We start from the raw sequence: 22342 nt of genomic DNA on the forward strand, positions 1-22342 counted from the left end.
AGAGATGGCCTTGAACAGGAATTTGACAAGGAGGCGCCGAAATAGTAAAGTAAAGTCGTATGGAATTATCCGAAATCATTAGCAATTCGGCGATATCAATTTATTTCGGGAGGTATACTTCATGGCTACAATCAAAAAGGAATCGTTTGGCAAATTGAGCGATGGCAGAGAGGTAGAGCTCTACACGCTGCGCAATACAAAGGGAACGGAAGTCAAGGTCACGACGTACGGCGCGAGACTTGTGGCATGGAGCGCCTATGGAAAGGACCACAAGCGCACGGATATCGTGCTCGGCTACGCAGATGGCGCTGCCTACGAGAAGGACAATACGAGCATGGGCGGCCTCGTCGGCCGCCATGCCAACCGCATCGCTGGCGGCAAGGTGACGATTGACGGCAAGACGTACCAGCTCGATCTCAACACGGGCTCTCACAATCAGAACCACATCCACGGCGGCTTCCAGGGCTTCCACCAGAAACTCTGGACGGCGGAGGAGACGGACCAGTGCGTGAAGTTCACCTATCATGCAGCCGATGGTGAGGGCGGTTATCCCGGCAATATGACGGTCCATGTCCTCTACTCGCTGTCGAACGACAATGAACTCTCCATCCGCTACGAGGCTGTCTCGGATGCCGATACGGTCTGCAACCTCACGAACCACGCTTACTTCAATCTCAACGGCTTTGCCTCGGGTCCGGTGCTCGACCAGAAGATCCAGATCTTCGCCGACAAGTACACCTGGGCCGATGCTGAATCGCTGCCGGACGGCCGCATCCTCGATGTCGCCGGCACGCCAATGGACCTGCGTCAGCCGACGCGCATCGGTGAGCACATCGACGACGATTTCGATGAGCTCGTCATGGGCCATGGTTATGACCACAACTGGGTCATCCGCGATGAGAAGTCGGTCGTCGAGACGAAGCCGAGCGACCCGAGCTGCCCGATTGACTACGTAGGCGGTGGCCTCAAAAAGGCAGCGTATGCGGAGTCGGATCAGTCGGGCTTCACGCTGACCTGCTACACGACGCAGCCGGGCGTCCAGTTCTACACGGGCAACTACCTCAACGGCGGCCTGCCGGGCAAGGATGGCGTGGAGTTCCAGCGCCGCACGGGCTTCTGCCTCGAGACGCAGTACTTCCCGAATGCCTTTGCTAACCCGAACTTCCCGCAGCCAATCCTCAAGAAGGGCGACACGTGGAAGGCACAGACGGTATACGTCCTCGGCCAGAAGGATTGAGTGACTGAGTATCACCAAAAGACCCGGAAAGGGGGATTTGAGATGAAAGATCGCTACACGATGATTTTCCCAAATTACACGATTGGTGTCGAGGCGTATGAGAAGATCCGCGAGGTCTGCCCGCGCTACGGCAAGAGCGTCGTCGTCATCGGTGGCCGCAAGGGCATCGAGGCGGCACAGGAGAAGATGGTGCGCGCGGTAGAGGGTGTGGGCCTGGAGTTCACGGGCTTCATTCACGCGGGCGGTCAGAGCTCCGACGAGAATATCGAGCGCATCAGCGAGGACTCGGCCGTGCAGGAGGCGGATATGATCTTTGCGGTGGGCGGTGGCAAGGCCATCGATACTGCAAAGGCCGTAGCCCATCGCCAGAACAAGCCGTACTTTACGTTCCCGACGGTCGCGGGCAGCTGCGCCGCAGCGGCCAGTATCGCGACGATCTATACGCCGGATGGGAAGTTCCAGGATTACCTCTACTCGACGATACCGCCGGTCCACGTATTCCTCTGCAGCCGCATCATGGCGCAGGCGCCGGTCGAATACCTGCTGCGCGGCATCGGTGATACAATGGCCAAGTACTACGAGGCAGCCATCGCTTCGCGCGGCCGCAAGCTCCAGCACCGCGACGGCATGGGCATCGCGCTCTCGCGCATGTGCTTAGACCCGCTCTATGCCTATGGCGAGCAGGCCGTTGCCGACAATCGCCGCCACGTCGTCAGCCCGGCGTTCGAGGAAGTCATCCTCGCCATCGTCATGACGAGCGGCCTCGTCTCGAACTTCGCGGCGCCAGAATTCAACGGCCACATCGCGCATCAGCTCTTTGTGGAGCTCGCCAACCTGCCGGCGGCCGAGCAGTGCCGTCAGCACGGCGGCCTCGTCGCCTACGGCATCCTGCTCCTCTTGCTCTGCGATGGGCAGGAGGAGGAGTTCAAGCGCTTCTATGCGTTTTGCCAGAGCATCGGCCTGCCGACCTGCCGCGAGGAGACCTGCGCGAGCGAGGAGGATATCCGGCGCGTCTTCCGCGCGACGGAGAAGAAGCAGGACGTGCGCATCATGCCCTACAAGGTCACGCAGGACATGCTGCATGAGGCTGCTGAGAAGATTGAGGCATATCATAGCAAACAGAAATAGGAGAGGTTGCCCATGAATATTCATGAATACCAGAGTAAGGCGATCCTGCGCTCGTACGGCGTCAATGTCCCCACTGGCAAGCCGGCATTCTCGGTCGAAGAGGCCGTGGAGAATGCCAGAGAGCTCGGCACGGATACCGTCGTCGTCAAGGCACAGATCCATGCGGGCGGCCGCGGCAAGGCCGGCGGCGTCAAGGTTGTCCACTCGCTCGAGGCTGTGGAGAAGGCAGCGGAAGAGCTCCTCGGCAAAGTCCTCATCACGCATCAGACCGGTCCTGCCGGCAAGCGTGTCAACCGCCTGCTCATTGAGGCAGGAGCAGCCATCAAGAAGGAATACTACCTTTCCTTTGTCATTGACCGCCAGACGGCGCGCATCGTCATGATGGGCTCGGAAGAGGGCGGCATGGAGATTGAGAAGGTCGCAGCGGAGATGCCGGACAAGATCCTCAGGGAGTACATCGACCCGGCCGTCGGCCTGCTGCCATTCCAGGCGAACCGCATGGCCTATGGCATGCACTTCCCGCACGATGCCGTGCGCAAGGCCACGAAGCTCATGATGAACCTCTACCGGGCTTTCGTTGGCAAGGACTGCAGCCTTGCGGAGATCAATCCGCTCGTCGTCACGGAAGACGCGGAGGTCATGGCGCTCGACGCCAAGCTCAACTTCGATGACAGCGCGCTCTTCCGTCATCCAGACCTTGAAGAGCTGCGCGATGAGACGGAGGAAGACCCGAAGGAACGCCGTGCGGCCAAGGCCGGCCTCAACTACGTCAACCTCGGCGGCGATGTCGCTTGCATGGTCAACGGCGCCGGCCTGGCGATGGCCACGGTCGACATCATCAAGTACTACGGTGGTGAGCCGGCGAACTTCCTCGATGTCGGCGGCGACTCGACGCCGGAGAAGATCGCGGAGGCCTTCCGCATCATGCTCGACGGCGGACAGGCCAAGGGCATCTTCGTCAACATCTTTGGCGGCATCAACAAGTGCGACCTCGTCGCCGAGGGCATCGTCGATGCGGCCAAGATGATCTCCGAGGATGGGAAATCCCTGCCAGTCCCCGTCGTCGTGCGGTTAGAGGGCACGAATGTGGAGCGCGGCCGCGAGATCCTCCAGGATACGCCGATCGCGAACGTCATCATGGCTCCCACCATGGAAGGCGGCGCAGAAACGATTGTCCGGCTCGTCAAAGAAGCCGACGGCAGAGCATGAGGAGGACGCGAGATGGGAATCTTAGTTCATAAAGACACGAAGGTCATCGTGCAGGGCATCACGGGCAAGGCCGCGGCCTTCCACACGCAGCAGATGATCGACTACGGCACGAAGGTCGTCGGTGGTGTGACGCCCGGCAAGGGCGGTCAGATTGCCTGCGGCGTGCCAGTGTTCAACACAGTGCGCGAGGCAGTGGAGGCGACGGGAGCCACGGCTTCGGTTATCTACGTGCCGGCGCGCTTTGCAGCGGACTCCATCATGGAGGCCGTCGACGCGGACCTCGATGTCGTCGTCTGCATCACCGAGCACATCCCGGTCCAGGATATGATCAAGGTGCGCCGCTATATGGAAGGCCATAAGACGCATCTCATCGGGCCGAACTGCCCGGGCATCCTGACGGCTGACGAGTGCAAGCTCGGCATCATCCCGGGCTACATCCACCGCAAGGGCCATGTCGGCGTCATCTCCCGTTCGGGCACGCTGACGTATGAGGCGACGTTCCAGCTGACGGCCGCTGGCATCGGCCAGACGACGGCCATCGGCATCGGCGGCGACCCCGTCAAGGGAACGGACTTCATCGACGCGCTGAAGCTCTTCAAGGAAGATCCCGAGACGCTCGCCGTGCTCATGATCGGCGAAATCGGCGGCACGGCTGAGGAAGATGCGGCGAAGTGGATTGCGGCGAACATGCCGGACAAGCCTGTGGCTGCATTCATCGCTGGCCGTCAGGCGCCTCCGGGCAAGCGCATGGGCCATGCCGGTGCCATCATATCGGGCGGCAAGGGCACGGCTGATGACAAGATCAAGGCACTGCATGCGGTCGGCATCGAGGTCGCGGACACAGTCGCCCATATCGGCGAGACCGTCGTCAAGACGCTCAAGGAGCGCGGCATCTATGATAAGTGTCATACGTGCTGATTGCATAGGAAAAGAGAGGCAGGCGAGCCTCTCTTTTTTGGTCCACAAGGTTATCCACAGCATCTGGGGAGCAGCAGCGATGCATATTGCGCATGGTAACGATTTATCCACAGTATCCACAGGAAAGTCTGTGCACAATGTGGATAAGTCTGGCGGTTGCAGTGGTTGCATGTTCACGGACAGATGGTTACAATAAGAAGTACAGCAACTTACAGATGGAGGTCTTTTCATGGAAGCATTGACACTCGAACAGGCAAAGAAGATCTTGGCGAAGCACACGACGGAAGCACATCTCTTCACGCATGCGGCGGCGGTCAGCGCCGCGATGGGTGCGATGGCCGACCACTTCGGCGCAGACAAGGAGCACTGGGAGGCCGTCGGCTATCTGCACGACGTCGACTATGAGAAATACCCGGATGAGCACTGCCTGCACGTCCGCGAGCTCCTGGAGCCAGAGGGCGTGCCCGAGGAGGACATCCGCGCCATCATCTCGCACGGCTACGGCATCACGACAGAAGAAGCCAAGCCCGAGACGGACATGGAGAAGAGCCTCTTTGCCGTCGATGAGCTCACAGGCATCGTGCAGGCCTACGCCCTCATGCGCCCGGAAGGGCTCGATGGCATGGCCGTCAAGAGCCTCAAGAAGAAATTCAAGGACAAGCGCTTCGCCGCGAAGTGCAGCCGTGAGATCATCAAGCAGGGCTTCGCGATGCTCGGCATGGAAGCGGGCGAGGTCATGCAGTGCTGCATCGACGGCATGCAGGCACATAAAGAAGAGCTGGGCTTCTGAAGATACGGTCCTATACAAGAAAAGCTATGGCGGTGCAGATGCACGAGGCCATAGCTTTTCTTGTATCTGGATTCTCTTGATGAAGGGGCTCAGCGGTGCTGGCGCTTGGCGCCGGGGCCGTCGCTCGCGGTCGAGACATTGGCTTCGTCGAAGGTCTTCATCTCGTTGAGCATGAAGAGTGAGGCGCGGAGGATCTGCAGGCCGTAGCCTGCTGTGAGGCCCGGCAGAAGCGCGCCGAGGTCGACGAGCTGCGGCTGGACGGGCAGCAGGTAGGCGCAGAGCTCTGGCGCGATCTTCATGGCGTAGCGCGCGACGATCTGCACGGCTTCGCTGTCGAGCAGGACCATGGCGCCGTTGTGGGCGGCGGCAATCATCGCGCCGAGCAGCGCGGAGACGGCAGGCTGATAGCGCTCTGGCACATGCGCGAGGAAATCGTCTGCCGCATAGCGCAGCGTGCCGTCCTCGCGGAGCAGGGCTTTGCGCAGGGCGCTGTCCATCGTGCCGCGGGGATCGTCTCCGACTTCATCGGCTGCCAGCGCGATGAGTTCGTTCATGGTGGCATAGCGCTCGCTCTCCTCACGGCCGAAGTCGAAGGCTGCCTGTGCGCCTTTCTCGCAGTCGAGATGGGCGATGGCCAATTTCATGCCCGCATAGGCCGCCTGCGTCGCCATCATGCGCGTCAGCGCGGGTGGCACGTCTTCTTTCTCGGTGAAGTAGAGCAGGGCCGTCCGGCTCATCGCGAGTTCTGGCCGCTCGACGCCCGTGCAGCCGGAAAGTTCCGTGGCAATCTGCTCGAGGCAGCCGAGGCTGTCGACCGGTTTGGTCAGGTTGTCGATGCGCGCCTTGCAGGCAGCCATTGCCTCTTTGTCGGGCGTGGGCATGGTGTTGAGGTAGAAGTCGAAGGTCTTGTCTGTCAGATGCACTTCTTCCTCCCGCATCTCGCAATGGTCGACGAGGGCGTCCTTATCGACCTCCACCTGTGGGAAAGCCGTGATGTCGAGGTCGCCAAAGCCATGCTCGTGCAGGAGCTGGAAGAGCGTATAGCGGCCCATCTCCTCTGAGAATCCTTGGAGCAGGACATGCCAGCTCGCGAGCAGGCTCTCGAGGATGTTGCTCGCAATCGAGGAGCCGATGGCCTCGCCGAGGCGCAGGTCGAGGTGGAGGAAGGGGCGAAGGCCGAGTGTCTCGAGCATATAGCGGTGGGACTTCTCGGAGCCGAGGTGCGAGGCCATCGTGTAGGCGGTGGAGGCCGGCGCGAGCTTCCAGGCAATCAGGGCGGCAGCGCCGCAGTTGGCGCCGTCGAGGATGACGAGCTTATGATGGAGTGCTGCGCCGAGGATGATGCCGGCGATGCAGCCGAACTCAAAGCCTCCGACCTTGGCGAGGATGTCGATGGCGTCTTCGGTATCGGGCTGGTTGACCTGCAGCGCGCGGCGCACGACGCCTACTTTCTTCTTGAGGCGTTCGTCGGAGATGTTCGTGCCGCGGCCCGTGACTTCCTCGGGCGATTTGTGGCAGGCGACTGCGGCAATCGCGGCGCTCGCCGTCGTGTTGGCGATGCCCATCTCGCCGGGCAGGAACCAGTCGAAGCCCTGTGCGGCGAGGGAATCGGCGATGAGCAGGCCGACCTTGATGGAGTCAACGGCCTGCTCGCGCGTCATGGCAAGGCCTTCGGCCATGTTCTTCGTGCCGTTGGCGATGCGCGTCTGGAAGAGGGCGGGCACATCGCTCGTGTCGGCGGCGATGCCCATGTCGTTGACGAGCAGGCGCGCTCCGGCGCAGGCCGCGAACGCGTTGGCGGCGGCTCCCTGGCGTATCGTGTAGTTGCGCACCATCTCGAGCGTCGTCTCCTGCGGATAGGCGCTGACGCCCTCGGCGGCGACGCCGTGGTCGGCGCAGCAGATGACGACAGCCTTGCGCGGCGCTCTGGGGTCCAGCTCGTTGCAGATGTCGAGCCAGTGGAAGAGCATCGGGGCGAGCCCTCCTAGGCTCTTCTCCATGCCGCTAAGGTACGATGCCATGCGCAGGCGCGCCTGCATGGATACGGCGGTGCCGGGCGCTGTTATCCGCGGCAGGATCTCCTCGAGGGAGAGGGCTGCGAGCCGGTCTTGAAATACATTCATACGCTCACCTCCTCTGGTACCCGCTTGAGAGAGAGGCCGATGCGGCCACGCTTCTCGTCGACGCTGATGACCATGACGCGCAGGACCTGGCCGATGGAGACGACTTCGAGCGGGTGCTTGACGCGCCGCTTCGCGAGCTCGGAGATGTGGATGAGGCCGTCCTCGTGCAGGCCGATGTCGACGAAGGCGCCGAAGTCCGTGATGTTGCGGACCGTGCCGCGCAGGATGGTGCCGGGCTTGAGCTCTGAGAGCTTGACGATGGCCTGGCGCGTCAGCGGTGCCGGAAGGTCGGCGCGCGGGTCGCGTCCCGGGCTCACGAGGGCGTCGAGGATGTCGTGGACCGTCGGCGCGCCGGCCTGCAGCGCTGCGGCGAGTTCGCGCTCTTTGCGCTCGTCTAAGAGGCGGCGCTTGAGCTTCATGCGCTCGAGCTGCTCGGGGGCGCGGAGGTCCTGCAGCGTGAAGCCGAGCTTCTGCAGGATCTTCTCGGCGAGCGCATACGACTCGGGATGGACGGGCGTGTTGTCGAGCGGTGACTTGGCACCGTGGATGCGCAGGAAGCCCGCGCACTGCGTGAAGGCAGCCGGACCGAGGCGTGGGACCTTCAGGAGCTGACGCCGGCTCGTGAAGACGCCGTGCTCGTTGCGGTAGGCGATGATGTTCTTGGCCGTCGTCGCGTTGATGCCGGCGATGTGGCGCAGCAGGGCGGCAGAGGCTGTGTTGAGATCGACGCCGACGTGGTTGACGGCGGACTCGATCGTCGCATCGAGGGTGCTCGCGAGCTCTTTCTGGTTGACATCGTGCTGGTACTGGCCGACGCCGATGGCCTGCGGGTCGATCTTGACGAGCTCGGCCAGCGGGTCCTGCACGCGGCGCGCGATCGAGACGGCGCCGCGGATGACGACGTCGTACTCCGGCAGCTCTTCTTTGGCGAGTTTGGAGGCCGAGTAGACGGAGGCACCGGCCTCGTTCGTGATGAGGTAGTGGACATCCTTGAGATGATTGTCCTGGATCAGCGCGGCGGCGAACTGATCCGTCTCGTAGGAGGCCGTGCCGTTGCCGATCGAGAGCAGGGTCACGCCGTTCTTGCGGATGGAGGTGAGTACGCGCGCGGCGGCCGCCTCGCGCGCGCGGTCGCTCTGCGTGATCTGCAGCACGCCGTAGTCGAGCACGCGGCCCGTCGGGTCGACGACGGCCATCTTGCAGCCGTTGCGGTAGCCGGGGTCGAGCCCCATGACCGTGTGGCCCGCGAGCGGCGCCTGCAGCAGGAGCTGGCGCAGGTTGACGCCGAAGAGGTGGATGGCGTGCTTCTCGGCTTTTTCTGTCAGCGCGGTGCGGATCTCGCGCGTCAGGGACGGCAGCAGCAGGCGCTTGTAGCCGTCCTCGATGGCGAGTTGCAGGTACTTCGTCCAGATGGACGGCGCGCGGTGCAGCTGGCGCTCGATGAGCCGGCAGTTCTCCTCGTGGTCCGTCGCGAGCATGACCTTGAGGCAGCCGAGCTTCTCGCCGCGGTTGATGGCGAGGATGCGGTGCGGCGGCAGGCGGTGGACGGGCTCCTCATAGGCTTCGTACATGCGGAATACCTGCTGGCTCTCCTCGGGTGCATCTTTTGCGAGCTCCGTCTGCAGGCTGCCCGTCTTCGTGATGTGCTCGCGCATGGACTGGCGGACCTTCGCCTCCTCCATGAAGGTCTCGGCCACGATGTCCATCACCCCTTGCAGCGCGTCCTCAGCCGTCGCGACGCCCTTGTCTTCCTGGCAGAAGGCCGCCGCAATCGCTTCCGGGCTGCCCTTCTGGTCACTCGCGAGCAGCATGCGGTTTGCGAGCGGCTCGAGGCCGCGCTCGCGGGCAATCTGCGCGCGCGTGCGCTTCTTCTGCTTGTAGGGCAGATAGAGGTCCTCGAGCTCCTGCAATTTCGTCGCCTTCTCGATGGCCCGGCGCAGGTCATCCGTCAGCTTTCCCTGCTCCTCGATTTTGGCTAGGATTTCTTCCTGCCGCTTGACGAGGCCGCGCAGGTACGCGAGGCGCTCCTCGAGCTCGCGCAGCTGCTCGTCCTCGAGCGATCCCGTCGCCTCCTTGCGGTAGCGCGCGATGAACGGCACGGTATTGCCCTCGTCGAGCAGCTTGGCCGCCGCCTCGACCTGATGCGGCTGCACCTTGAGCTCCGATGCGATCTTTGGATATATGTCTTTTTCCAGCATGGAAACCCCTCTCTCTCTGAATTCTATCATTCAGTATACCATACTTGTCATGATTCATATCGGTAAAAGCCATATACACATTGAATCGCAGCTTGCAGCTGAATATTATCCCCCCACCCGGCTTGTTGCATAACCTTCTGGAATGTTATAATTTTTCAATATAGAATGCGATAGAATGGTATTTCATGAGAATGGGGGTGGAGATGATCAGGAATCACTGGTTTTGGCATGGAGTCTTGCGACGGTGCTTCTTTTTTTTGCTGGTCATGTTCGTGTTGTCCATTGTGCTTTTTTTCCTCGCTCGTATGGCCCCGGGAGATCCGTTGCAGTCATTTTATGGTGACGCGTTGGAGATGATGTCTCAGGCCGAGCAAGATGCGGCAAGAGAACGGTTGGGGCTTGACAAGGGGATGTTTGCCCAATACGCATACTGGCTTTTGAACAGTTTGCAGGGAGATTTTGGGATCTCGCTCAAATACAAGATGCCTGTGGCAGATGTTGTCTTCCCCTTGTTGGGCAATACACTTCTGCTTGGCAGCCTTGCCTATATCCTGGTATTTGCCTTTGCCATCTTGTTGGCGGTTTTCTGCACACTGCATGAAGAAGACTGGCTGGACAAGACCATCTGCAAGGTGGGGACGGCCGCCTATTATATCCCGGCTTTCTGGCTGGGTGTCGTCCTGGTACTGATTTTCAGCATTCATCTCGGCTGGCTGCCCAGCAGCGGTGCTTATGATATCGGGAAATCGGAAGATATCCTCAACCGGATCCAGCACCTGATCCTGCCACTTGTCGTCATGATTGCGAGTCATCTATGGTATTACGCGTACATGATCCGGAATAAATTGCTCGATGAGGTACGCAGAGACTATGTCCTTCTGGCCAAGTCCAAGGGGCTGACGCGGCGTGAAGTTGTTTGGAAGCATTGCCTTCGCAATGTGGCCCCGACGATTGTCAACATCATGGCGATTTCCATCCCTCATGTGACCGGTGGAACGATTGTAGTGGAAGCTGTCTTCAATTATCCGGGGATCGGCAATCTTGCGGTAGAAAGCGCGAAATATCATGATTACAACTTGTTGATGGTAACGACGCTGATTACGGGCGCTCTTGTATTCTTGGGCAGTTTTGTCGCTCAGATGATCAATGAACAGATCGATCCCCGTATGCGAGAGGCAGGTGTGATTCGATGGTAGAGCAGGGACTTTCGCAACAGCCAGACCGTGATGCATTCCGCTTAGTAGGAGCGGGATACAGGTCGCATGTATCACAAGGGAGAGACCTGTCTTGGCGGGCAAGGATCAAGGGCATGCCGCTTTTTTCCATGGCAATCTTGCTGCTCATTGTACTGGGGTGTGTCTTTGCACCTTTGCTGGCCAATCATGATCCTACCGATTTTTACCTGTCCGACCTCAATCGACCGCCAGGACAGGAATTTCGTTTTGGCACGGATTCGCTGGGGCGGGATCTTTACTCGATGATGTGGTATGGAGGGCGCGTATCAATCCTGGTTGGCTTGCTGGGGGCATCCATTATTGCCGCCATCGGGATTCCATATGGCTGTATCAGTGGTGTAGCAGGCGAGCGCGTGGACTTCATCTTGATGCGCTTTGCAGAACTGTGTGGCAGTATTCCGTCCATCCTGTTCGTGCTCGTTCTCTCTGCCGCATTTGGAGATGGCAGTGTGGTCTCGATTTCGATCATCATCGGGATTACGGGGTGGTTTGGCTTAGCCCGTATTGTGCGTGGAGAAGTACGTCAGATACGCGATAGTGAATTCATCCTCTATGCGCGTGCCTGTCATGCTAGTTTTCCTTATGTGATGATCCATCATCTCGTTCCAAACCTTGTTTCTGCCATCATGTTTGTATTGGTCTCGTCAATCAGTTCCTGCATGATCATGGAATCCACGCTGAGTTTCCTGGGATTGGGGCTTCCTGTTACGACAATCTCTTGGGGGAGTATGTTATCTTTGGCAAACAAAGCTCTGCTTCTGGATACCTGGTGGGTCGTTATATTTCCGGGCTTATTCCTAGTGACAACTTTGCTGTGCATTACCAATATTGCCTATCATTTCCGGAAGGAAGGCAATCGTAAGGCAAGCAATCTATAATATCTTTAAGGGGTTTTTATTGAGAGAGGGAGGAGTACGCTTCATGAAAAAAACCTTATCAATCTTATCTGCTCTATGTATCTTGCTCTTGAGCCTGTCTTTGGCAGGATGCGGCTCTAAGGAGGCTGCTAACGACCAGGGAAAGGCAGACATGAGCAATACACTCGTGTATGCTGGAGAATCGGAAAGTACCATTAACCCGTTGCTGAACAACCATGAAGAACTTCCGGATATCATCTTTTCTGGCTTGATGAAGTATGATGCAAATGGAAAGCCGATACCGGATCTTGCTGAGAGTTATGACTACGATGAAGCCGCGAATACCTACACCTTCCATCTCCGTCATGACGTAAAATGGCATGATGGCAAGGACTTCACCGCAGATGATGTTGTCTATACCTACAAGGAACTGACAGAGGATAAGACGCTTGCATCATCGATTACGTCGAATTACGAAGATATCACGAGCGTGACAGCACCGGATCCTTATACGGTAGTGATTGCCTTAAAGCAATACGATGCGGCGATGCTGGACTACTTTACTATGGGAATCCTGCCCAAACATCTTCTGGAGGGCAAGGATGTCAACACGGATGCCTTCAATCAGCATCCGATTGGCACGGGACGCTATAAATTCGTGAGATGGGATACGGCTGGCGGTATGATTACGCTGGAACGCAATGCCGATTATTACGACAAAGTGCCGAATATCGAACGCATTGTGTATAAGACGGTTTCCAATGAGACGACAAAGGCAGCCATGCTTCAGTCGGGCGAGGCGGACCTGGCCTGGCTGAACTCCAAGTATGCAGCAAAGTTCCGGGATAACAAGTCGTATAAGACGTGGGACTTCAAGACGGCGGACTATCGTGGTGCAGCCATGGATATGAATTCCGATTTCTGGAAGAAGAATGCGGACTCCATTGGCGTATTGAATCTTGCTTTGGATAAGAAAGCCATCATTGATGGTGTATTGGAGGGGCAGGGGATTGTTGCCTATAGCCCCATCCAGCGAAATCCGCTCGGGACCAATCCGGAAGCCGATATCTACTCGTATGACCTGGATCGATTCGCGCAGGAGATGGAAAAGCTTGGCTGGAAAAAGGGCAGTGATGGGATCTATGAACGAAATGGTCAGAAATTCCATTTCAGGATCCAGACGCGTGATTACGAAGAAGAGCGTGTCGATATTGCGAACCTGATGTCGAGTATGCTGAAAAAAGCTGGCGTTGATATGGAAGTCGTTTTGGTCACGAAATTTGACTGGAAAGCCGGTTATGATGGCTTCCTGGCCGGTTATGCGACCCAGTTCGACCCAGATATGATTTATTCGCAGTTTGTTACCAATGCGAGTGGCAACACCATGCATTACTCGAATCCTGAAGTAGATCAGGCATTGCGTGAGGGGCGTCATACGAAGGATGTGGATGCACGCAAGAAGATCTATGGTGAATTCGAGAAGATCTACAGCCAGCATCCTGGTATTCTGCTGACAGCCTATCTCGATGGCAATTACGTCGGTATCGCCGGTATCGATGGACTAGATACGACGCGCGTTCTTGGCCATCATTCAGTCGGTGTCATGTGGAATATCGAGAATTGGACGATTAAACGCTGACAGGGAAAATCGTATAAAGACAGTGGATTAGACCGTTCGTGTTTGCGATCGGTCTAATCTGTTATCATCGGTCAGGAGAAAATGATGAAACAAGCGGTACTGGAATTGAAAGATTATGCGGTCAGTTTCTTTACGCCAGAAGGTGAGGTAGAGGCTGTAAGAGGCGTTGATTTATCGGTAGCGCGTGGCGAGATTCTCTGCCTGGTAGGAGAATCTGGCTGTGGGAAGAGTGTTCTGTGCAAGAGCCTCTTGAAATTGTTGCCCAGCCGTCCGCCGCATAACGCTACAATCAAGCAAGGGCGTGTCTTGCTTGAGGGGATGGATATCACTCATTATACAGAAAAACAGATGCGGGCTTTGCGCGGCCGGGATGTCTCTATGATATTCCAGGATCCGATGCTGACCTTGAATCCGACCATTCCCGTCGGCAAGCAGATTATAGAGGCCATCTTGAAACACAGTGATATGAGCAGAGCGGCGGCAAGGGAGCGCGCTATTGAGATGCTGGAACTTGTCGGGATACCAGACCCAGAACAGCGCTTGAAGCTCCAGCCACATTTCTTTTCTGGTGGTATGCGTCAGCGATGTGTCATAGCGATAGCGTTGGCGATGCGGCCTAAGCTCTTGTTGGCAGACGAACCGACAACCGCTCTTGACGTTACCGTGGAGACACAGATTCTTGACCTTCTCCGTGAATTGCGCGATAAGACAGGAGTCTCTATCGTATTTGTGTCGCATGATCTGGGAGCGGTTGCCAGGATTGCGGATCGCGTAGCGGTCATGTATGCAGGAAAGATTGTTGAAATCGGCACAGCGGAGGATATCTATTATCGTCCACAACATCCATATACCTGGGGGTTGTTATCTGCACTTCCCGTTTTTGCCAATCCCGAAGAAGAGCTGTATACGATACCGGGAATACCACCATCCCTGCTCAATCCTCCTCCTGGAGATGCGTTTGCTGAGCGCAATGCTTATGCGTTGGCGATTGATTATGAGAAGATGCCGCCAATGATGCGGGTTTCGGATACGCATTATGCAGCAACTTGGCTGCTGGACCCGCGTGCACCGAAGGTAAAGCCGCCGGTGAGATTGGCAGAGAGGAGCAGGTCGTGGAGACAAAAGGAATAAAGGTATTGATGGGGGCAGAAGATTTGACAATGGATTTTCGCATGAGCGATACCTATACGGTTCATGCCGTCCGAAATGTCTCGTTTTCCATCCATGAGGGAGAGATATTTGGCCTGGTGGGTGAATCTGGAAGCGGGAAATCTACCATTGCGCGACTGTTCTCGGGAATCTATAAACCAACGAAAGGCAATGTCTACTATGAAGGCGTCGTCGTGAATGGAGAGCATGCCCAGGCTGTACAGCAAGCCAGGATGAGGAAAGAGGTCCAGATCGTCTTTCAGGATTCTACGGCAGCACTCAACCCGCGCATGACGGTACTAGAGATCTTGGAGGAACCACTCAGGATACAGCATCTGCGTTCTTCTGAACAGGATTGCCGTCAAAAAGCAGAAGAGGTCCTGGAAAAAGTAGGACTCCGTGCATCGTATCTGGAGAAACATCCCAGTGAACTGTCCGGTGGACAGTGCCAGCGCGTTGCCATAGCCCGTACCTTGATGATGCGCCCTAGACTGATCATCGCAGATGAACCCATTGCTTCGATGGATGTGTCTCTGCAGGCACAGATTGTCAATCTCTTTCGCGAATTACAGAGGGAACAGGGGTTTTCTATGCTGTTCATCGCACATGATCTTGGTGTAATCCGCTATCTGAGTGATACGGTCGGAGTCATGCTGGATGGCAAGCTGGTGGAGATAGCGCCGAAGGAGAAGCTGTTTCGAGAGCCGTTGCATCCTTACACACAGTCACTGCTCTCCGCCATGCATATCCCCGATCCGATAGTAGAACGGCAGAAGACGATGTATCGCTATGACAGGGGCCAAGTACTTGGAACGCATATGGAACTTCATGATGGAGATCACTATGTCTTGTGCGGATGACAGCCGCTCAGAGCTATCACCTTTTCTGCACCGTGGGCGTAAATAGTGTATAATAGAATGGTCTGCAGGAGATTGCAGACCATTTACAGTTTTTGGGGTTAAGATAGGGGAAGAGACATGCAGGTATCGGTACTCGCCAGCGGCAGCAAGGGCAATGCGGTCTATGTAGAGATGGACGGCGTGCGGCTCCTGCTCGACGCGGGCATCAGCGCGACGCGCATCAAGAAGGGGCTCGCAGCCGAGGGCGTCGACGCAGCTTCGCTCGACGGCGTGCTCATCACGCACGAGCACCGCGACCACATCGCGGGCCTCGTGACGCTCTCGAAGTGGTATGAGCTGCCAATCTTCACGCGGCGCGCGACGATCGAGCACATGAGCTGCCGCGCGGCCATCCCCGCGGAGCGCTTCCACGCCATCGAGGGGGCGTTCCGCATCGGGGACCTGACGATTGACCCGTTCAACATCCCGCACGATGCGGCGGACCCCGTGGGCTACCGCATCACGGGCTCCTCGCGCTGCACGCTCGCGACCGATCTCGGCTTCGTGACGGCGAGCGTCCAGGAGGCCATCGACGGAGCTGACGTGCTCGTCCTCGAGGCCAATCACGACCCTGAGGTGCTCAAGCACGGCGACTACCCGTGGGCACTCAAGCGGCGCATTCTGTCGAACCGCGGCCATCTGGCCAATGCCGATGCCGCCTGGGCGCTCGTGCGCATGAAGAAGCGGCCCGCGCATGTCTTTCTCGCACACCTCTCAGAGAAGAACAATACGCCGGAACTCGCCGAGAACACGGTGGAGGAGATCCTGCACCGCCAGGGGCTCGATATCCCCATCTGCATGACGGCACAGGACCGGGCGGTCCACCTTCACTGAGCAGTCAATTGTTGTCTTTGCTTGTCTTTGATGGTAACGGAGGAATCTCAAAATGAAGAGCATTGTTTCGAATTTCAGCCACAAGAACCATAAACGCCTCGCCGTGCTCGTCGCGGCTGCCTTTGTCGTCTCGGCCGTCTCGTACGCCGGCTGCTCGGCCGCTTCGTCGAGCGCTGCGGCAGAGGCCGCGACGGATAGCATCTCGAGTGCGCGCAACACGCCGGCCGTGTACGCGGCCAAGACTGTCGGCCCGGCTGTCGTCGGCATCACCAACAAGGCCGTCGCGCGCGACTGGTTCGACAACCCGATCGAGACGGAGGGCGTCGGCTCGGGCGTCATCTTCAAGAGTGACGGCTACATCGTCACGAACAACCACGTCATCAACGGCGCCAAGGAGCTCATCGTCTCGCTGTCCGATGGCCGTAGCCTCAAGGGCAAGGTCGTCGGCGCGGATGAGGTCACGGACCTCGCCGTCGTCAAGATCGACGCCAAAGACCTGCCGACGGCAACGTTTGCGGACTCCGACCAGATTGTCGTCGGCGAGCCGGCCATCGCCATCGGCAACCCGATGGGCCTCGAGTTCCGGGGCAGCGTGACGAGCGGCGTGGTCAGCGCGCTCAACCGCACGCTCGACAACAGCGACAGCCGCGTCAAGCTCTTGCAGACGGATGCCGCCATCAACCCGGGCAACTCGGGCGGCGCGCTCGTCAATGCCGACGGTGAAGTCATCGGCATCAACAGCGTCAAGCTCGCGGCCAACGGCGTCGAGGGCATGGGCTTCGCCATCCCGAGCAATACCGTCCAGTCGGTCATCAAGGAGCTCATGGACAAGGGCTACGTCGCGCGCCCATACCTCGGCGTCTCGGTCTTTGACCCGGAGACGGCAGCCCGCTACGGCTACTCGCTCGCCATCGACAAGGGCGTCTACGTCTTCAAGCTCGTGCTCGGCGGCCCGAGCGACAAGGCCGGCCTGCAGCGTGGCGACATCATCCTCAAGGCCGACGGCGATGAGGTCAACAGCATCGGAGACCTGCGCGCGAAGGTCAGCGCCCACAAGGTCGGCGACACGATCACGCTGACGATCGACCGCAACAACCATGAGCGCACGGTCGATGTCACGCTCGAAGAGATGCCGCAGGATAAGAAATAAGAAGAGACCAACATGAAGATAACGATTGTCTGCGCCGGCAAGATCAAGGAGAAGTATTTGAGTGCCGGCATCGCAGAATTCCTCAAGCGGCTCAAGCCCTATGCACAGGTCGAGATCCGCGAGATCCACGAGGAGAAGATGCCAGAGGCCCCGTCGCCTGCTGAGAAGGAGCAGACGCTTGCAAGAGAGGGCGAGAAGCTCCTGAAGCTCGTGCCGGAGGGCAGCTATCTCTACGTGCTCGACGTCTACGGGAAACTCAAGTCCTCCGAGCAGCTCGCCAAGGAGATTGCAGACCTCGGGCTGCGGGGCAGGAGCAGCATCACCTTCCTGATCGGCGGGGCCTTCGGACTCTCGGAGGAGGTGCGCGCCCGCGCGGACGAGCGCATCAGCTTCTCGCCGATGACCTTCACGCACCAGATGGTGCGCCTGCTGCTCGTCGAGCAGATCTACCGCGCGTTCAAGATCAACCGCGGTGAGAAATACCACTGGTGAAAGGCGGTGACAGTATGAAAGGCTTTTTGTGGTCCCTCAGCGCGTTCTTCTTTCTGCTGGGCTGTGGCAGCATCGATTATTTGCTCAAGAATCCCGACTACATCGCCTTGCCGGCCGGTATGACGGCTGTCTTCACAGTCCTCTGCATCTACTTTGGCTATCGGGCGAAGACCTATGATGGCCGGGCCATCGACCGCCACCACAAGCTCGAGCTCAAGGAGTATTCAGAGGACGAGGCACAGCTCATCGAGACGAGTTGGCAGAAGGCCGTGGGCGACTACGCGCGCGTCGATGCGGCGCGCAGGACGATACGCGACGGCGAGCTGCGCGAACAGCTCGCCGTGATGCAGCAGGTCGCTGCGAACCTGCTCGACTACCTCGAGAAGCACCCGAAGGCCATCCCGGCTGCCCGCCGCTTCATCGACACGTACCAGGACAGGGCGGCGCGACTCGCCGAGGAGTACCGCGAGCTCGAGAAGACGGGCCTTGATACGGAGCAGGTCGCCGAGACGCGCGAGAACATCAAAGATACGCTCGCTTCCTTCGACGAGGCGTATGAGAAGGAATTCGAGCGCGTCCTCAGCGACAAGCTGCTCGACATGGACGCCGAGCTTTCCGTCCTGCAGAAGACGATGGCCGCTGACGGCATCGAGAACTTGCCAAGTCATGAGGAGGAGAAGACGGCGGCATCAGTGCAGGAGAATGAGATGGAGAAGACGACCGTCCTCGCGGATGTGCGCCGCTTCTTCGACAAGCAGGAGCCAGTCGTGCACAAGGGAACGGGCCTCCAGAACCGCGGCGGCCGCAAGCATCCGCGCCGCCGCGCCTTCCGCGCGGCCAGCACGTTCCACGTCACGATGCCGGAAGAACTGCGCGGCAGCGTCCTCAAGGACAAGCTCATCATGAGCGCGCTCGCCATCTTCGGCGGCTGCATCGGCGCCCACAAGTTCTATCAGGGCAAGACGAAGTGGGGGATCCTCTACCTGCTCTTCTGGTGGACGGCCATCCCCGGCATCGTCGGCTTCTTCGAGGGCATGCGCTATCTCTTCATGTCGATGGATGATTTCTATGATATGTACTACCAAGGTAACAGGCGGTGATTTTTATGGCAAAGGATATTGATCTTTCGGATCTCATGACGCGCCATCAGGCAGAGCAGGGCACCACGACGAAGGCCATCGTGCCGGAGAAAGTCGAGCGCGAGGTCGAGGCGGCTGTGGATGCGCTCTCACCGGAGGAACTGGAGAAAGTCGAGCAGATCAAGGACAGCATCGACATGACCGACTCCGAGGCCCTCTTGACGTACGGCGCGCCCGCGCAGAAGAAGATTGCGGCGTTCTCCGACAGCGTCCTCGCGCAGGTGCGCACGAAGGACAGCGGCGAGGTCGGCCAATTGCTCGCTAGCCTCGTGACAGAGGTCAAGGAGTACGACGAGAAGAGCCAGGGCGGCTTTCTGCGCAAGGTGCCGATCCTCGGCAGCCTCGTCAATAAGACGGACAACATCAAGCAGGGCTACGAGAAGCTCTCGGTGCAGGTCGAGCGCATCGCCGGCGCACTCGAGCAGTCGCGCCTCAAGATGATGAAGGACGTCGTGCTCTTCGACCGCCTCTACGACGAGAACTTTGCCTACTTCAAGGAGCTGCAGCTCTACATCCGGGCCGGTGAGGAGAAGCTCGAGGAGATGCGCACGGAGACACTGCCGAAGCTCCACGCGCAGGCCGCCGCGGCCAACGACCCGATGGCTGTGCAGGTCGTCGCGGACTTCGAGGCGGGCGTCAACCGCTTCGAGAAGAAGCTGCACGACCTCAAGATCAGCAAGACGATCGCCATCCAGACGGCACCGCAGATCCGCCTGATCCAGAACAACGACAAGGCGCTCATCGACCGCGTGCAAACAGCCATCTACTCGACGATACCGCTCTGGAAGAACCAGCTCGTCATCGCGCTCGGCCTCTCGGCCCAGCAGAAAGTCCTGCGCATGCAGCAGGCCGTCAACAACACGACGAACGAGCTCCTGAAGCGCAATGCAGAGCTGCTCAAGCAGAATTCTATCGAGACAGCGAAGGAAAACGAGCGCAGCATCGTCGATGTCGAGACGGTGCGCGAAGTCAACGAGAAGCTCATCCAGACGATTGAGGACACGGTGCGCATCCAGCAGGAAGGACGCGCCAAGCGCCAGGCTGCCGAGAAAGAGCTCGCCTCCATCGAAGACCGTCTGCGCGAGACACTCTTGCGCCACAGCGGCAGGAGCGGCCAGAGTGAAGCTGGTCAGGCGAAGCCATGAAAAATGTGGTACAATACAGGGATGAGAAAAAACGAGAGGCGGATTGCCATCAGGCGGTGATCCCGGCTAGTTGGAGTGAACGAATGAGATGAAGATGGATAGACGTGTTTGGCTGCAGAAGCACATCCTGGCGATGGTGTACGTGATGGGCATCCTTTTTGGTGTCATGGTACTGCGCTACGCCTGGCTGCAGCTCGTAGCGGGAGATGAGCTGTCGGAGCGCATGCGCAGCCAGGTCGGGTACGACCTGGCCATACAGTCCCCGCGCGGCACGATCACCGACCGCAATGGCCGCGAGATGGCCGTGAGCCTCATGACGAAGTCGCTGTACATCGACCCGAATCACGTCTCGGATCCCGATGCACTTGCCTCGGACCTCGCGCCGCTCATCAACATGCCCGAGCAGGAGATCCTCGATGATATCTCGGCAGGCGGCGGCTTCGTCTGGGTCAAGCGGCGCATGGAGCACGACGAGTACGAGGCTGTGCGCAAGCTGGTCCGCGAGAAGTCGTACACGGACTGCGTCGGCTTCCGCGACGAGGCCAAGCGCTACTACCCCAACGACATCCTCGGGGCCAACGTCCTCGGCTTTGTCGGCACGGACGACAAGGGACTCGACGGCATCGAGCAGGGCCTCGACGGTCTGCTGAAGGGAGAGGTCAAGGAGAAGTACCTGACGACGGACCGCCAGAACAGGCCGATCCTCGACTCGATCTTCTCGAGCCAGCGCCAGTACAAGGGCGAGTACTGCAAGAACGTCGAGCTCACGCTCGATGCCGGCATCCAGTTCATCGTCGAGCAGGAGCTTGACCGCGCGATGGCTGAGAACAATCCGCAGGCCATCACCTGCGTCGTCATGAACCCGAAGACGGGCGAGGTCCTCGCGATGGCCTCGCGTCCGTCGTACAACCCGAACAGCTTCTACGACTACTCGCCAGAGGTCTGGAAGAACCGCGCCGTCTCCTTCATCTACGAGCCGGGTTCGACCTTCAAGTCGGTCGTCGCCGCGGCCGCCCTGCAGGAGAAAGTCGTCTCGCCGAACCAGGTCTTCGTCGACCCGGGCTACGTCATGGTTTCGGGCCGCCGCATCCAGAACTGGAGCGGCACGAGCTTCGGCACCGTCACCTTCACCGATGTCGTCAAGCAGTCGCTCAACACGGGCTTTGCGCAGGTCGGCCTGCGGCTCGGCGCGCAGAAGCTCACGGACTACGCCAAGCTCTTCGGCTTCGGAATGCCGACGGGCATCGAGCTGCCGGGCGAGGAGGGCGGCCTGCTCTTCAACCCGGATGACATGCGCGACTCGGACGTCGCGACGATGGCCATCGGCCAGAGTATCGCCGTGACGCCGCTGCAGCTCGTGACGGCCATGTCGGCCATCGCCAACGACGGCGTGCTCTTAAAGCCGCACATCGTCAAGACCATCACGAATGTCGACGGCTCCATCTACGAGGAGAAGGGCACGACAGAGGTGCGCCGCACGATTGAGTCGGCCACTGACAAGACGCTCGTTGGACTGCTCGAGCAGGTCGTCGCGAGCGGTGGCGGCAAGAAGGCAGCCGTCAAGGGCTACCGCATTGCCGGCAAGACGGGCACGGCCCAGAAGATACGCCCCGACGGCTCCGGCTACATGGAAGGCCACTACATCGCCTCGTTCTGCGGCTTCGCTCCCGTCGAGGACCCGCAGCTCACCGTGCTCGTCATGATCGACGACCCCGGCACGGGCAATTACTACGGCGGCCAGATCGCCGCGCCGGTGGCCAGCCGCATCTTCACGCAGCTCTTCCGCTACCTGCACATCGAGCCGTCGAGCGACCCGTTCGCCGGCATGGAGTCGAAGGCGAAGCCTTCGGCCAAGACGCAGAAGTCGTATTCCGGTACCGTGCCCGACGGCAAGGTCGTCGTGCCCGACTTCTCCGGCAAGAGCATGCGCGAAGCCGCCCAGCTCGCCGCCGACCGCGGCCTGAACTGCGACCCCGACGGCTCCGGCTACGCCGTCAGCCAGAGCATCGCCCCGAATACGCTGGTCGACAAAGGGACAACCGTGACCGTGCAGTTCAAGTCACAGTGACATATGGATCAAAAAAGCTGTTGCAGATGCAACAGCTTTTTTGTATATAGAAAACCCCTGGTTAGACCAGGGGCTCGATAAAGCTTTAGCGATGAGTCTTTAAAGGATTTAATAAACCTCCCTTGAAGTATG

General features: G+C 59.0%; 18 protein-coding genes. 16 read left to right on the forward strand and 2 right to left on the reverse strand.

Annotated elements, in window-relative coordinates:
* The first annotated feature begins 121 nt into the window (after positions 1-121).
* The 5 genes from T518_RS09720 (at position 122) to T518_RS09740 (ending at position 5282) form a co-directional block, all read left to right on the forward strand.
* The gene (locus T518_RS09720) at positions 122-1237 is read left to right on the forward strand and encodes an aldose epimerase family protein (RefSeq protein ID WP_036378535.1); all 1116 of its coding nucleotides are present in this window, start codon (positions 122-124) and stop codon (positions 1235-1237) included.
* Positions 1238-1279: 42 nt separating this feature from the next.
* On the forward strand, positions 1280-2365 hold the full coding sequence (locus tag T518_RS09725) for an iron-containing alcohol dehydrogenase family protein (RefSeq protein WP_036378536.1): 1086 nt from the start codon (positions 1280-1282) through the stop codon (positions 2363-2365).
* A gap of 12 nt (positions 2366-2377) precedes the next feature.
* On the forward strand, positions 2378-3574 hold the full coding sequence (sucC, locus tag T518_RS09730) for an ADP-forming succinate--CoA ligase subunit beta (RefSeq protein ID WP_036378537.1): 1197 nt from the start codon (positions 2378-2380) through the stop codon (positions 3572-3574).
* A gap of 12 nt (positions 3575-3586) precedes the next feature.
* Positions 3587-4492, forward strand: coding sequence for a succinate--CoA ligase subunit alpha (gene sucD, locus T518_RS09735; RefSeq protein WP_036378538.1), 906 nt, complete (start codon positions 3587-3589; stop codon positions 4490-4492).
* A 229-nt stretch (positions 4493-4721) separates the two neighbouring features.
* A complete protein-coding gene (locus T518_RS09740) occupies positions 4722-5282 on the forward strand; it encodes an HD domain-containing protein (RefSeq protein WP_005843075.1) in 561 nt (186 codons plus the stop codon).
* Between the two features lie 89 nt (positions 5283-5371).
* On the opposite strand, the gene cobT is transcribed toward T518_RS09740, so the two are convergent.
* On the reverse strand, positions 5372-7405 hold the full coding sequence (cobT, locus tag T518_RS12340) for a nicotinate-nucleotide--dimethylbenzimidazole phosphoribosyltransferase (RefSeq protein ID WP_051652288.1): 2034 nt from the start codon (positions 7403-7405) through the stop codon (positions 5372-5374).
* The gene (locus tag T518_RS09750) at positions 7402-9603 is read right to left on the reverse strand and encodes a Tex family protein (protein WP_036378539.1); all 2202 of its coding nucleotides are present in this window, start codon (positions 9601-9603) and stop codon (positions 7402-7404) included. Before T518_RS09750 ends, cobT begins: the two co-directional genes overlap by 4 nt.
* A gap of 203 nt (positions 9604-9806) precedes the next feature.
* Here T518_RS09750 and T518_RS09755 point away from each other — a divergent pair, with 203 nt between their 5' ends.
* From T518_RS09755 to T518_RS09805, 11 genes are all read left to right on the forward strand, one after another.
* Positions 9807-10799 (forward strand): ABC transporter permease, encoded by a 993-nt coding sequence (locus T518_RS09755; RefSeq protein WP_036378547.1) that lies wholly within the window; start codon positions 9807-9809, stop codon positions 10797-10799.
* Positions 10793-11716 carry an ABC transporter permease gene (locus T518_RS09760; RefSeq protein WP_036378540.1) on the forward strand — a complete coding sequence of 308 codons (924 nt, stop codon included), beginning with the start codon at positions 10793-10795 and terminating at the stop codon, positions 11714-11716. Before T518_RS09755 ends, T518_RS09760 begins: the two co-directional genes overlap by 7 nt.
* Before the next feature lie 43 nt (positions 11717-11759).
* Entirely contained in the window at positions 11760-13334 is a 1575-nt protein-coding gene (locus T518_RS09765) for an ABC transporter substrate-binding protein (RefSeq protein WP_036378541.1), read from the forward strand.
* A gap of 84 nt (positions 13335-13418) precedes the next feature.
* On the forward strand, positions 13419-14465 hold the full coding sequence (locus T518_RS09770) for an ABC transporter ATP-binding protein (RefSeq protein WP_036378542.1): 1047 nt from the start codon (positions 13419-13421) through the stop codon (positions 14463-14465).
* Positions 14447-15343 carry an ATP-binding cassette domain-containing protein gene (locus T518_RS09775; protein ID WP_211248209.1) on the forward strand — a complete coding sequence of 299 codons (897 nt, stop codon included), beginning with the start codon at positions 14447-14449 and terminating at the stop codon, positions 15341-15343. Before T518_RS09770 ends, T518_RS09775 begins: the two co-directional genes overlap by 19 nt.
* Before the next feature lie 117 nt (positions 15344-15460).
* Positions 15461-16216 (forward strand): MBL fold metallo-hydrolase, encoded by a 756-nt coding sequence (locus T518_RS09780; RefSeq protein WP_036378543.1) that lies wholly within the window; start codon positions 15461-15463, stop codon positions 16214-16216.
* A gap of 52 nt (positions 16217-16268) precedes the next feature.
* Positions 16269-17366, forward strand: a complete 1098-nt coding sequence (locus tag T518_RS09785) for a S1C family serine protease (protein ID WP_051652289.1) — start codon at positions 16269-16271, stop codon at positions 17364-17366.
* A gap of 12 nt (positions 17367-17378) precedes the next feature.
* Positions 17379-17858, forward strand: coding sequence for a 23S rRNA (pseudouridine(1915)-N(3))-methyltransferase RlmH (gene rlmH / locus T518_RS09790; protein WP_036378544.1), 480 nt, complete (start codon positions 17379-17381; stop codon positions 17856-17858).
* A gap of 14 nt (positions 17859-17872) precedes the next feature.
* Positions 17873-18958, forward strand: coding sequence for a 5-bromo-4-chloroindolyl phosphate hydrolysis family protein (locus T518_RS11880; protein ID WP_081828479.1), 1086 nt, complete (start codon positions 17873-17875; stop codon positions 18956-18958).
* A gap of 5 nt (positions 18959-18963) precedes the next feature.
* A complete protein-coding gene (locus tag T518_RS09800; protein WP_051652290.1) occupies positions 18964-20142 on the forward strand; it encodes a toxic anion resistance protein in 1179 nt (392 codons plus the stop codon).
* Positions 20143-20275: 133 nt separating this feature from the next.
* On the forward strand, positions 20276-22210 hold the full coding sequence (locus T518_RS09805) for a penicillin-binding protein (protein ID WP_428829229.1): 1935 nt from the start codon (positions 20276-20278) through the stop codon (positions 22208-22210).
* The last annotated feature ends 132 nt before the right edge of the window (positions 22211-22342 follow it).

The sequence above is a fragment of the Mitsuokella jalaludinii DSM 13811 genome (genome assembly GCF_000702905.1).
GTDB lineage: Bacteria > Bacillota > Negativicutes > Selenomonadales > Selenomonadaceae > Mitsuokella > Mitsuokella jalaludinii.